This is a genomic window from Zhongshania sp. (genome assembly GCF_047636175.1).
In the GTDB taxonomy this organism is placed as follows: Bacteria; Pseudomonadota; Gammaproteobacteria; order Pseudomonadales; family Spongiibacteraceae; genus Spongiibacter.
Map to the genome: position 1 here is coordinate 91,318 of NZ_JBLIKC010000008.1, position 13,696 is coordinate 105,013.

9 protein-coding genes are annotated in these 13,696 nt (G+C 50.8%); 6 read left to right on the forward strand and 3 right to left on the reverse strand.

The window, feature by feature from the left end:
• Nucleotides 1–24: 24 nt before the first annotated feature.
• The gene (locus tag ACI955_RS06565; RefSeq protein WP_415242932.1) at nt 25–735 is read right to left on the reverse strand and encodes a DNA-3-methyladenine glycosylase I; all 711 of its coding nucleotides are present in this window, start codon (nt 733–735) and stop codon (nt 25–27) included.
• Nucleotides 736–1,013: 278 nt separating this feature from the next.
• On the opposite strand from ACI955_RS06565, the gene ACI955_RS06570 reads away from it, so the two are divergent.
• Complete coding sequence (locus ACI955_RS06570) at nt 1,014–2,726, forward strand: FAD-binding protein (RefSeq protein ID WP_415242933.1); 1,713 nt, start codon at nt 1,014–1,016, stop codon at nt 2,724–2,726.
• A gap of 199 nt (nt 2,727–2,925) precedes the next feature.
• Nucleotides 2,926–5,415, forward strand: a complete 2,490-nt coding sequence (locus ACI955_RS06575; RefSeq protein ID WP_415242934.1) for an esterase-like activity of phytase family protein — start codon at nt 2,926–2,928, stop codon at nt 5,413–5,415.
• 64 nt (nt 5,416–5,479) lie between these two features.
• On the opposite strand, the gene ACI955_RS06580 is transcribed toward ACI955_RS06575, so the two are convergent.
• On the reverse strand, nt 5,480–6,970 hold the full coding sequence (locus ACI955_RS06580) for an FAD-dependent oxidoreductase (protein ID WP_415242935.1): 1,491 nt from the start codon (nt 6,968–6,970) through the stop codon (nt 5,480–5,482).
• Nucleotides 6,971–7,332: 362 nt separating this feature from the next.
• Between ACI955_RS06580 and fabV the strand changes: the two genes are divergently transcribed.
• Nucleotides 7,333–8,523: an enoyl-ACP reductase FabV gene (gene fabV / locus ACI955_RS06585; RefSeq protein ID WP_415242936.1), complete on the forward strand. Its 1,191-nt coding sequence runs from the start codon at nt 7,333–7,335 to the stop codon at nt 8,521–8,523.
• A 321-nt stretch (nt 8,524–8,844) separates the two neighbouring features.
• Nucleotides 8,845–10,194: an MATE family efflux transporter gene (locus ACI955_RS06590; RefSeq protein ID WP_415242937.1), complete on the forward strand. Its 1,350-nt coding sequence runs from the start codon at nt 8,845–8,847 to the stop codon at nt 10,192–10,194.
• On the opposite strand, the gene ACI955_RS06595 is transcribed toward ACI955_RS06590, so the two are convergent.
• A complete protein-coding gene (locus ACI955_RS06595) occupies nt 10,130–11,473 on the reverse strand; it encodes a sterol desaturase family protein (protein ID WP_415242938.1) in 1,344 nt (447 codons plus the stop codon). The genes ACI955_RS06590 and ACI955_RS06595 overlap by 65 nt on opposite strands.
• Nucleotides 11,474–11,679: 206 nt before the next feature.
• Between ACI955_RS06595 and ACI955_RS06600 the strand changes: the two genes are divergently transcribed.
• Nucleotides 11,680–12,516 (forward strand): MBL fold metallo-hydrolase, encoded by an 837-nt coding sequence (locus tag ACI955_RS06600; RefSeq protein ID WP_415242939.1) that lies wholly within the window; start codon nt 11,680–11,682, stop codon nt 12,514–12,516.
• Nucleotides 12,517–12,553: 37 nt separating this feature from the next.
• A complete protein-coding gene (gene ald, locus ACI955_RS06605) occupies nt 12,554–13,669 on the forward strand; it encodes an alanine dehydrogenase (RefSeq protein WP_415242940.1) in 1,116 nt (371 codons plus the stop codon).
• Nucleotides 13,670–13,696: the final 27 nt, after the last annotated feature.

Genomic DNA, 13,696 nt, shown 5'->3' on the forward strand with positions numbered 1-13,696 from the left:
GCGGGTCTGTGTGGCAGCGACGGCTTAAGCTGGTCCAATCGATAAAGCCAAAATCATACTTAATTCAGCCAGCGAGCGGCCACTTTCGCTGCGCATTTCATTGAAGGCGGCTTGTACCGCGGCGAGATCGCGCTTATTAGTGATCGTTGTTTTGTCGACAATACCCTCGGCGCACAATGCAGTGCAGACATCGCGGCTGAGTATAAAAGTGTCTTTTCCCATAAACCGTAAAAAGTATTGGCCTGAATTACCGCCCAGACGGTTGCCGTGTTTTTTAAGGTAAGTCCATAATCCAACGATATCGTCCTCTGGCCAATCTGCCAAAAAACCACCGAAACTGCCGAATTCACGCTGTATATCCAGAATGAATAGGGCGTTCTCCTGCACCGATTTCACTTTGGTTAAATTGCGCACTATGCGCGTATCAGTCGCCATATCTTCTATCTGTTCTGGCGATCTCGATGCCACCCAAATGGGAAGGAAGTTATTGAATACGGTCTCAAAACCCTCCCACTTTAGTCTGATTATTCTCCACACAAAGCCGGCTCTAAATACGCAGGCTGCCATTTCCGCTAAGTAGCGGTCATCTTTAATCGCGATCAGTGCGGCTTTGTCTAAGTTTGTCGGCAATCTTTCCTCAATCGCCATTACCGAGCCGTGTTGAATAATCGCGCGTTCTAGAAAGCGCTGGTAAAGAGATGGTGCGAGGGACGTCTTGGCGTTAGAGCGGGTCATAGTTACTGGCCGTAATTAAGGTAAGGGTTGAATTAAATGCCTAGATTATATCGCTGGGTCATGTATTGAAGGTATAACATCGGCGTATCTTGAATGTTGTACTGCCCTAGCCATCTCTATCCATTGTATATAGCTAATACAGACGGATGATAGGGCTGGCAATGCCGGCGGTTTATGATAGGCGGCTATTGAAGGGCTTTTTACGATAATTGATGACCTTTGGTTTTTGCCGCGGATCGAGCCTATCAAGGCCAAATAAGTTAGTGGGAACAAAAATAATGACAGTAGCAAAGTGGGATCATAGCGTCGATGTACTCGTCGTTGGTAGTGGTAACGGGGCTTTAACTGCTGCGCTGAGCTGCTACGAAATGGGCGTGAGTGATGTTCTCATCGTCGAGAAATCAGCCAAGATTGGCGGCACCAGCGCAACCTCTGGTGGCGGTGTATGGATACCCAATAACCGCTACGCCAAGGCAGCTGGCGCGAAAGATAGTTTTGCAGACGCTAAACAGTATTTACTCAGCACCACGCCTGCGGGGGTGGTCTCGGAAGACATGGTTGATGCCTATCTGATCAACGGTCCCAAAATGATCGATTTTCTTCATGAGCGCAGCGATGTGCGCTACGAAACCCTAGAACACTACCCAGATTACTACACCGATATTGAAGGTTCGCGAACAGGTCATCGTTCAATGGAGCCAGAGCGATTTGACTCGTCTCTGCTAGGTGATGATGTCCAACGCTTGCGGCCAAGTCATCATATGATGCGGATGTTCAGCAAAATTTATTTTACCCAAGTCGAGGCGGCCCTATTGGTTTTGCAGGGACCCGGCTGGATAAAGCTAACAATGAAATTGGTCGCCCAGTGGGCCTTTGACCTTGGTTGGTGGTTTCGTGGTAACGGCCTCAGCCGCCAAATTTGTACCGGCGCAGCGGGCGTAGCCAGACTGTGGTATTCGCTTAAAAAGCGCAATATACCGATGTGGGCAAGCTCGCCCATGCAGGAATTAATTGTAGAGGACGGCCGCGTCGTGGGGGCCGTAGTCAGCCGCAATGGCAAATCCATGCGGGTACAAGCTCGTAAAGCTGTGGTCTTGGCGGCCGGCGGGTTTGAGCGCAACCAGCAAATGCGTGAGCAATACTTGCCGGCGCCAACCAGCACTGATTGGAGTGGCGGCGTAGAGGGCAATACCGGCGACGCTATTCAGCAGGGCTTGGCCTTGGGTGCCGCAACACGCTTGATGGATGGGGCTTGGTGGTGCACCACGGTATCTGTTCCCGGTGAGCCGGCGCCCCGTTTAAGTATTATGGAAAAGTCTTATCCCGGCTCCTGTATTGTCAATTTGCGCGGTGAGCGTTTTGCCAATGAGTCGCAAAATTATATGGCCTTCCAAAAGGATTTGTATAGGCAGCATAGCGATGACGCGCCGTGCTCGCCCATGTATCAAATATTCGATGCACGCTTTCGTCGAGACTATATTGTTGGGCCGCTGATGACGGCATCCCTAAAGCCGGACTGGACTATCCCCAAAGAATGGTTCGAGACTAAATTAGTGGGTAAAGCGGCCACCGTCCGCGAGCTGGCGGAACAACTAGGTATTGACGCCGGCAACCTAGAGACCACAGTTGCTAAAATGAATGGCTATGCTAAAACCGGCAAGGACGAAGACTTTCAGCGCGGTGATTCTGCCTACGACCGTTACTACGGCGACCCGCGTTTTGAGCCCAACCCCTGTTTGGGAGCTATCGATGAGGCACCTTATTACGCCATGCGCCTAGAGGCCGGCGATTTTGGTACTCAGGGCGGTTTGGCCACCAATCCCAATGGCCAAGTGCTGAAGGAAGATGGTAGCGCAATAGACGGCTTGTATGCTGTTGGTAATTGCAGCGCCGCAGTCTTGCCGACATATCCCGGACCGGGTGCGACCTTGGGGCCAGCAATGACCTTTGCATATCAGGCAGCTAAACACATTAGCGGATATCAGGACTAAATAAATTTGAAATGTGAAACCAGCTCCTGCTGAGGTCTCGCCTTAGCGAGGGCTGGTTTTTTTGTGTATTTTTAATGTCATAAATAAACCTCCCTGTCATATAAATCCCATTTTACTGACACATAACTGTCAGTGTTTTGTCGCAATCCCTCTGTACTCTCAAGCGATTAATGTTTCGCGTTTTATACTTGGAGGAAGGATGCAAATCAAAAAGACAGCCTTAGCTTGGGGCATCGCTTTAGCGACTCCCTTGTTTCTTGTTGCTTGTGGCGGCGATGATGGCCGTGACGGTGTAGGTGGTCAGTTAGGCAGCGCCGGTGCTAATGGCGTAGACGGTGCCAATGGCGTAAACGGTAGCGATGGTTTGAACAGCTTGATTCGTCAAACCAGTCTGCAAGCGGGAAACGCGCAGTGTTTCAGCGGTGGAGTCATGGTTGAATCAGGCCGCGATACTAATGCGGATGATGCTTTGGCGGATAGCGAAGTAATGGACACTTCTTATATTTGCGCACCAACCTTATTAAACGAAGCCAAAAACTTTAACCGCATTGCGGCATTCCCCGTTTGTTTTCAAGATGATGTCAACTGCGACTCCGACGACGAAACCTCGGCCGAAATTGTCACTGCCAGCACCGATGGCATGACCTTAATTTACACCGACAGTCCCGCCGATCGCGTTGGCTTTATCGACATTGCCGATCCATCCAAACCATCGGTACTAGGGGTTTTAGGATTGTCTGGTGAGCCCACGGCGGTTGCGGTGAAAGATGAATTCGTGTTGGTTGGGGTGAATACCTCTGCAGACTTCATTAATGTATCAGGCACATTAGATGTCATTGATATCGCGAGCCGCAGCACGGTGCGCAGTATTGATGTTGGCGGTCAGCCAGATTCGGTTGCCGTCAGCCCAGATGGCAGCTACGCGGTAGTGGTTATTGAAAACGAACGCGACGAAGACCTTGGCAACGGCGCGCCACCGCAGCTACCTGCTGGTAATATTGTGATTATAAATTTAAGCGGTGCGCCATCAACGTGGACAACCCAAACGGTTGCCATTACCGGTTTGGCTGATCTATACCCCAGCGATCCAGAGCCTGAGTTTGTCGACATCAATAGCGACAATATTGCGCTAGTTTCACTGCAGGAAAACAATCATATTGTTTTAGTGAATTTAGCGGATGGCAGCATCGTCAATCACTTCAGCGCCGGTGCGGTTGATCTGACGGGTATTGATACTAATGAAGACGACATTATTTCGCAGAACCAATCATTAGATGCGGTTTTGCGTGAACCAGACGGCGTTAGCTGGTTGTCGACGGAATACTTTGTAACGGCTAACGAAGGTGATCTAGACGGCGGCAGCCGCAGCTTCAGCGTTTTTAACACCGCCGGTGACGTGGTCTATGAAGCTGGCAACAGCTTAGATCAATTAACGGCACGCTTGGGCCACTACCCAGAGGGCCGCTCTGAAAACAAAGGTAATGAGCCAGAGAATGCTGAGTTTGGCGTATTTGGTAGCGAGCGCTATTTGTTTGTAAATTCCGAGCGCGCAAGTGTGGTGTTTGTCTATGACGTTGCGGATTTCACCAAGCCCATGCTCAAGCAAGTACTCCCTGCTGGGGTTGCACCTGAGGGAGCCTTGGCGATTCCATCTCGCAATCTCTTAGTGGTGGCCAGTGAGAAGGACAGTCGCGATGATGTTATTCGCTCAACGCTGAATATCTACTACTACGGCAGTGCGCCTGCGGCTTATCCAACCGTGATTTCTGCAGATCGCCTGGATGGCTCGCCTATTTCTTGGGGCGCTATATCTGGGCTGTCAGCAGACCCAGCTAATAGCAATCTGGTATATGCGGTGGATGACAGTTTTTACCAGAAAAATCGCATCTTCACTCTTGATGTGAGTCAAGAGCCCGCAGTGATTGCCAAGGAAACACGTATCACCGACGGTAATGGTATTTTAGCAGCGCTGCCTGCTGGAGTATTACCAGCTTCTGCAATCAATGCGGATAACACCGTAAATATTGATCCAGAAGGTATCGCTAAATTAGCTGATGGCAGTGTTTGGATAGCGTCGGAAGGCTCAGGCAACGCGGTTGATGGTCCCGTGGAAAGCATGAATCTGCTGATTAAAACTAATGCGGCAGGGCTTGTGCAGCAGGCGGTAACATTGCCGCCGGCTGTTAACGCGCTGCAGCGTAAAAACGGCTTTGAAGGTGTTAGCGAGTATCAGGGCAAATTGTATGTTGCCTTTCAGCGTGCCTGGGAAGGTGAAGCCAATGTGCGTATTGGTATTTATGATATCGGCGCAGCTAGCTGGTCGTTCTTATTCTATCCCCTTGATGCGGTAGAATCGCAAAATGGCGGCTGGGTTGGCTTATCTGAAATCACGTCAATTGGTGACGGTGAGTTTTTAGTTATCGAGCGTGACAACCAGGGTGGACCAGATGCGGTGATTAAACGGTTATATAAGTTTGATACCACTAACCTAGCCGATGGCGCCATCGTAGCTAAGTCCCTGGTACGTGACGTCATGCCAGATATGTTGGCGACCGGCGGTCTGGTTACTGAGAAGATAGAAGGTATTGCGCTGATGAAAAATGGCGACGTACTGATGGTGAACGACAATGACGGTGTTGATGATAGTAATGGTGAAACTCAGTTGTTGAACTTGGGCGACATCCTTTAAATTAGTCAAGCTCGCTAGTAAAAGCCCGCGCTTGCGCGGGCTTTTTTTGTGCTTAAAAAATGTATTAAGAAGTCTCTGCTGCGGCTTTACCTGCCAGCCTACCAAAGTAAGTTACATCTCCCACCGACATGCCACTGGCGTAGCCCGCCGCGGTACGGGGAAGGCCGGCGGTTGTGCGCCCCGCTGCATATAGGCCACGTATCACCTTGCCCTCTGGGCTTAGCACCTCACCTGTGGGGCGCGTGTCTAGGCCGCCTAAGGTAAAGAAGGGATAGAATGGTCCGCGACCGAGGGTGCAGTCCAGCGCAACATAGGGCGGTTTAATGGGTCTTAACCACGCTTCATGTTTATGGAAATACGGGTCCTTGCCATTTTCGGCGTGCTTATTATAGTTTGTGACGGTGTGTTCTAAGCTGGACTCCGGCAGCGCCAATTCTTGTTCTAATTCCTCAATACTGTCGCCGGTGCCGGCAACCGTTGCGCCCAGATAGCTCAATTTTTCGTAGTCGCCGTAGCCTTCAACATCGGTGATAAAATAAACCCGAGAAGAATTTTTATGAGCCATAAGGGCGTTGTACCCAACGCGGCCGTGGTAGCAGTCTTCATTGATAAAGCGCTGAGCTTTGTCATTTACGAGGATGCCGTAGGTCAGTGATGCCGGTGGGTAATAGGGTAGGCTCACAAAACACTCATGCATATTAGTGGTGCCCGCGCCGACGCCCATGCCCATGAGGATGCCACTGCCATTGTCGCCGGGGTTGCCAATAGGAATTAAGCCGCAGTCAAAAGTCGGAGCGTATTTTTTCACCATTTCTTCATTCATGCAGAAGCCGCCAGCGCATAAAATAACGCCTTTGCGAGCCCGCACGGTTTTTTCCTGTTGATCAATTCTTACTACTACGCCTTCAATATCGCCGCTGTCATTGATAATTAGGGTAAGTGCGCGACTGTCATAATGAATATCGACTCCACGTGTCACTACCGCCTTAGTGAGAATCTTCATCAGTAGCGGGCCGCCGTTATCACCCTCTATCTCAATGTTGTGGCCACGGGGTACGGGGGTGGCATGCTCGGTAAAGGGGTAGGCTTTTTCGTTGCCGGTGAACAATAGGCAGTCGTCGGTGAGTGCCATGATGGCGCGCTCTTTGAGCTCACTCATTTTGAATGGCACGCCATGCCCAGTCAGCCAGTTGTAGTGTCCAATGCTGTTTTCACAGTAGTGGCGAATTTTTTCCTCGTCAGCCTGATTGCCAAAACAGGCTTTCAGGTAGTTGACCATATTCTCGGTTTCATCATGGTAGCCGCAGGCTTGTTGTACTGGCGTTCCGCCATTGCCGCCCATATAAATTTCAGCGCTTGATAGCGCCGTAGAGCCGCCGCTGGCGCTCGCCACCTCAAAAATAGATACCTTGCTGCCGGCGTCAGCCGCTTCGATGGCCGCAGATGCACCTGCGCCGCCAAAGCCGATAATGGCGATATCGGTCTCGATGTCCCACTGAAAGATGTCTTTACTATTGCGTGGCGCAGTGGCGGTCGTTTTTTCGGTCTGACTCATGGTGGATCCTATTATTAGGTCTTATTGAAGCGGCTGTCAGGCAACTCTTTCCATACACTGAGCGTTAACTAATGTAGCAAGCCGAGTTGTATATATAAAATTAATGCGAGTTGTTGAGATGATATGGCACCGTTCTAAATCTTATTATGGGTAATCTTATTTTAATTTATTTACCCATAGCATCCGTTAAACGGATGATGCCGTCTTTGCCTGGCCTATTTTTCGGTGACTTTGGCCCTAATGGGTGCTCACTGCGGCAGCCCCTGCAATGTTGACGGTGAGTATTAGTGCCGGCAGGCAAGGCTGGTTATAATGCCCTCCATGCAGAAATACTCTTACTTTATTTGGAGCAGAGATTCCCTATGATCATCAAGCCTCGTGTGCGCGGATTTATGTGTGTCACAACCCACCCCGTTGGCTGTGAGGCCAATGTCAGTCAGCAGATTGACTACGTAAAAGCGCACGGCGCTATCCCCAATGGTCCCAAGCGGGTATTGGTAATTGGTGCCTCCACGGGTTACGGATTGGCGTCGCGCATTACCGCCGCGTTTGGTGCGGGTGCGTCCACGCTGGGTATTTTCTTTGAAAAAGAAGGCACCGACAGAAAGCCAGCAACCGCCGGTTGGTATAATTCTGCGGCATTCCATAAATTCGCAGAAGCAGACGGTATTTATGCAAAAAGTATTAATGGCGACGCCTTCTCAGATGCGATTAAAGACAAGGCCATCGCTGAAATCAAAGCAGATCTTGGTCAGATAGACTTAGTGGTTTACAGCTTGGCCTCTCCCCGTCGTCAGCACCCTAAAACCGGTGAAGTGTTTAACTCAACACTCAAGCCTATCGGCAAAGATGTCACTCAGCGCGGCGTCAATACCGACAAAGAGACCATCGAGAACTTCACCTTAGTCGCGGCCAATGAAGACGAAATTAATAATACGGTTTCGGTCATGGGCGGCGAAGACTGGCAAATGTGGATAGACGCGCTCGACGACGCTGGCGTGCTAGCCGATGGCGCTAAAACCACTGCCTACACCTATTTGGGCGATAAGCTAACCTGGGATATTTATTGGCACGGTACTATTGGCGCGGCCAAAAAAGATCTCGACAAGCGGGTGATCAATATCCGCGAAAAACTTGCCCGCACCGGCGGTGATGCGCGAGTTTCGGTGCTAAAAGCGGTTGTGACTCAGGCCAGCTCGGCGATTCCTGTTATGCCGCTGTATTTAGCTTTATTGTTCCAAGCCATGAAAGCCGACGGCAGCCATGAAGGCTGTATTGAGCAGGTCTATGGCTTGTTCAAAAACAGCCTCTACGGTGATGCGCCTATTAAAGATGAGGAGGGCCGTTTACGTGCCGATGGTCTTGAAATGCGCCCCGAAATTCAGGCTGCGGTCGCCCAAATGTGGGATGAGGTAACAACCGAGAACCTGCTAGAAACCACCGACTTCGCCGGTTATAGACGTGAGTTTCTCCGCTTATTCGGCTTTGAGATTGATGGTGTAGATTACCAGGCCGATGTCGATACTATCGTTGAAATCAAAAATATGGCTTAAGCGATTCTGATTTAATAGGGTTTTACACGCGCCCGCTAAAAGGAAGCCTAGGCTTCCTTTTTTTGTGCCTGAACCTAGGCCATTACACTCGCTAATGATGATTCTCGGGCGAAATAAACGCTATGCAGTGAGTGAGCAACGATTGCCTAGAACCCACTTAAGCGCGCAGTGCGAACTGGCTTGGGGTTTAGACCAAAGATGCTAGAGATCAGAGCTGCCCATGGTAAAGGAGCACGGCAGCAATCGTGCAAAGGCCTGTAATCATTTGCGAGACCCGTCGCGCTGCGCTAGAGTATGGCGGTTTTTCACGTCGGTAAATCCATGTCTGTTACAGCCCGCCAAGAACTGCGAACTCAACTAAAATTGGCATTGCCAATTTTTGGCGGTCAGCTCGCGCAATCGGCAAATGGCTTTGTCGATACTGTCATGTCTGGCCGTGTGTCTGCGCTCGACTTGGCAGCGGTGGCCGTGGGCGCCAGTATATGGGTGCCGGTTTTTCTGTTTATGACCGGTATGTTGATGAGCGCAACCTCGGTATTGGCACGCCATGTTGGCGCCAATCAGTTAGAGCGTATTAATCCCTTGGTGCATCAGGTCATGATGGTCGCCTTGGCGATAGGCATACTGTCTGTTGTGGTGCTTTGTAATACTGCGCCACTGCTGGTTTGGATGGATGTTGATCCCGAGATAAGACCCATGGTGGTGGATTATCTCTTTGGCTTGAGCTGGGGCATGCCGGCAATCGCTATCGTATTAGCGTTGCGCAGTTATACCGAGGCTCTCAGCCACACCCGGCCTGTCCTTATTATTAGCGTGATCGGGCTGCTGGCGAATATTCCCATCAACTACGTGCTTATTTACGGCAAGCTCGGCATTCCGGCAATGGGTGGTGTGGGCTGCGGTTGGGCGACGGCTATCGTAATGTGGATTATGGCCATATTGATGCTGCTGTATGTGCACCGCCATCGCGTCTATCGCAGTGCGCGGCTAAGCTTGCGTCCCTTCCACTGGGAGCCAAAAACAATGCTTTATTTATTGAAGCTGGGCTTTCCTGTCGGTCTCACTATTTTCTTCGAAGTCAGTGTATTTTGTATTATCGCCTTGCTGATCAGCCAGTCCGGCGCTGTTATTGTTGCCGGTCATCAGATCGCGCTAAATTTCACCTCGCTGGTCTTTATGTTGCCCTTGAGCTTTGCCTTGGCAGCCACCACCCGCGTTGGTCACGCTCGCGGGCGCCAAGACGAGGCGGGACTGCGTATTGCCATTGCTACGGCCTTTAAAATCACTCTGGCTATAGGGGCACTGACGGTCACGATGCTCGTCGCAGGCCGATATTGGATCCCGTTGATATACACCGATAATGCCGAAATCATCGCCTTGGCCAGCTATTTATTATTGTTTGCGGCTTTGTATCAAGTGTCTGATGCGATTCAGGTCACTGCAAATGGGGTCTTGCGTGGGTTTGAGGACACGGCTGTCCCTATGGTGCTAACACTATTTGCTTACTGGGGGGTTGGTTTGCCAATAGGCTATACCTTGGCGACCACTGACATAATTTTGGCTGCAATGGGGCCCAGTGGTTTTTGGCTGGGCTTGTTTGCGGGTCTCAGCTCCGCGGCTCTGTTGCTGACTTGGCGCCTGCGTTGGCGATTGCTTCAGCCCCACTACTAAAAGAATAGCCGTGGCTTGTCGCCGATGGGGTGGGCTGCTTATGGGTCGCGCGCTGTTCTTTCACCGCAAAGTCAGTGCTGACCGGTGGCGAGTAGTCCGACGAGGCAGTGATAATGCGCCATTTTTCGCGCCAGCTTGGATTACTTAAAAGCTCACTGCACACTTGCGTTACTCCGGCCAAAGTGAGGCGCAGTGGGTTTAAATGCAAGTCTGGTTGACCGCTTAAACCAGCTCTTGGTGTTTTAAGGCTAAGCGAGCAATAGGTGCCAAAAATAATATCCCAAATAAATAGTGGTCCACCGCCGATATTCACTAAATTGACCGCACCACTGCGGCCGCAATGTTCTGGCTCAGAAGAGTGGTGCATATAGTGATAGACCCCGCCGCCAGAAATAAAACTCGCTAGTCGTATTAGGCGGTTGCGCGAAGCCATGCGGTATAGAGCGGTTTGGTGACCGAATATCTCAGGAATCAAAATCAGGCAATTATAGACAATGACGGCGGTGTAAAGCGGCTCGCTGCTAAACAGTTTGGTACAGGCAGCAAACACCAGATTGTAGGGTAGTACCACAAAGATAAATAAAGGCAGTGCGGTAAACACGGCCATCGTGGTGGATTGTATCAGCGCCGGGGTCATGTGATGCGGCCGATGAAACATCAGCCACAAAAAGCGCTGGGTGTGGCCTAAGCGGTGAAACCAGTAGTGAAAAAATCCGCTAATCACGGCGATAATAAACACTGCAAGTGGCGCCGGTGCGTGCACCAGCGTGGGCACGTAATCCATCACTAATTGATGGGCAACTCTGACACTATGATCCACCCAGTGCCAACCAATGGCAAAATCTAAACCGGATAGAAAGAACAAGCCGCCCAATGCTAAAAGCATTAGCGGGATCGCGAAGGTACTGAGCATATTGGTTAGAAAAAAGACCACAATCCATTTAATGGGATAGGGTTCACCTTGTTCCCGTTCGAACAGGAAATACCCGCCGAGCATGGCAAGTAGTCGAAATAATATCATGAAAATCAGCAGGGCGATAAGTCCAAGCCACAGACCGGGGTTGTTAGCATTTAAGTCGCTGAGGCTATTGAGTAAGGGCTGAAAGCTGACCTGATCGCCAAGGCCGGGGCCGAGATAGGGACCCAAGTGCAAAAGCTGTAAAAAGCCGATGCTAAAGCTAATAGCAAATATGACCACCAAGGCACTGGCAAATATTCTATAGCGCTCGCTGATGTCGGGGACTTCTGAGTTAAAGGCAAGATGCAAAAGTTTTTTCATCGGTATTGTCCGCGTGTCAGTACGTTTTACACCGTTACTATCTTGGTGAGAAAATACACTGACACAATATACCATATTTGAGCAGTAGTGGAATACTGTTGTCAATTTTGCGAACTGGCGCAACATTGCGATCAGTTGCGATGCGGCTTGCTTCTGCAGGCCTTCACTTTTACTCTGCAACTTACTGTACTCATGAGATTTTGTCTATGTTGCTTGCCGGTGTCTTAGAAACGCTTTTGCCGGGCGTACATCGTATTGTTGCCCCTAACCCCGGTGTGTTGACTGGGCCAGGCACCAATACCTATTTACTGGGAAGCACACAAATAACCGTTCTCGATCCCGGCCCTGATATGCCCGAGCACATTGCGGCAATTGAGGCTGGCATTGCGCAGCTGGGCGGCGAGCTGGTGCGTATAGTCACTACTCACACCCACCCCGATCATTCGCCGGCGACAGCTGCATTGCAGGCGCGTTATACCGTGCCGGTGATTGGGGCGGTAATCGAAGACGACGGCCATCAAGACACCAGCTTTGCGCCAACTAGCTCCCTTGCCCATGATGATTGTTTTGATGTAGATGGCAGCGTGCTGCGGGCAATACATACCCCCGGTCACGTTGGCAATCATTTTTGTTTTCTGCATGAGGCCACCGGCACGGTATTTACCGGCGATCATATTATGCAGGGGTCGACCGTGGTGATTATTCCTCCGGCAGGCGATATGGCGGACTACATCGCCTCGCTGCGCTTATTACTCGATTACCCCCTAAGTTACCTGGCACCCGGACATGGCACTTTAATTGACACACCGGTAAAGGAAGTAGAGCACTTAATCGCCCATCGCCAGTCTAGAGAAGACAAGGTACATGCGGCTTTGCTACAAGTGAAAAAAGGCGATCTCGACGACTTGGTGGCTCTTGTCTACCAAGATGTGGATGCCGCTATTCACCCCATTGCAAAATTGTCTCTTTGGGCGCATCTGCTTAAGTTAGAGAAGGAATCCCTTGCCCAGCAGAGCAATGGTCAGTGGGAGCTCGTGTCTTAGCGCATAATGTTTTTTTAAATTGCGGGGAAGTGTATTCATGCGTATCGGCGTTCCCATAGAAATTAAAGCGCAGGAATATCGCGTTGGATTAATTCCCTCCGCAGTAGCCGAGCTAGTGGCCGCCAGCCACACCGTATTCATTGAAAGCGGCGCCGGGCTGGGATCTGGCTATAGTGATGATGACTATCTAGCAGCCGGGGCACAGCTCTCCACGTCTATGGCGTCCTTATACAAAGACGCGCAGCTCATTGTGAAAGTGAAAGAGCCGCAATCAAGGGAAGTGTCCTTGCTGCGGCCTGAGCATCGTCTGTTTTGTTATTTACATCTTGCCCCCGATCCGCAATTGACCACGGATTTAATCGCCAGTGGCGCCACCTGTATTGCCTATGAAACCATCACCGACGAGCAGGGACGGCTGCCCTTATTAAAACCCATGAGTGAAATTGCCGGACGCTTAAGTGTGCAGGCGGGGGCGCATTGCTTAGAAAAAGCGCAGGGCGGATCAGGGGTGCTGCTGGGAAGCGTGTCTGGCTTGGAGCCTGGGCATGTGTTGATATTTGGCGGTGGTGTTGTCGGCAGCAATGCGGCGGATGTAGCCTTGGGCATGGGGGCTAAGGTAACGATGATTGAACCCTTTGCGGCAAGACGCGCGGCGCTGCGTGAGCAATTCAAGTCTGCGCGGTTTTCAGCGCGGGATAATAAAGACTTAGATTTACGCGCTTTATTAGCTGATATCGATATGGTCGTTGGCGCCGCCTTGGTGCCCGGTGCGGCGGCACCTAAATTACTTAGCACTCAGGATTTATCTGCCTTGGCGCCGGGCTCGGTATTAGTCGACGTGGCGGTAGATCAAGGCGGATGTTTTGAGACCACAAAGCCTACCACGCATTGCCAGCCCACTTTTATTCAAGAAGGCATCGTCCATTATTGCGTGGCTAACATTCCCAGTGCGGTCGCTAGAACCGCGAGTCAGGCCTTAAGTCAGGCGACCCTGCCATTTGTACATTTATTGGCAAAAGATGATTTAAAAAATGAATGCATGAACAATGCAAATTTAGCGGCCGGAATAAGTGTCGCCAAAGGCTTTTTAAGCTGCGCCGCCGTTGCCGGCGCGCAGCAGCGAGACTTTAGCCCTTGGCAGCAAGTCTTATAGCGACTTGGTGAGTAACGCCGGCATTAC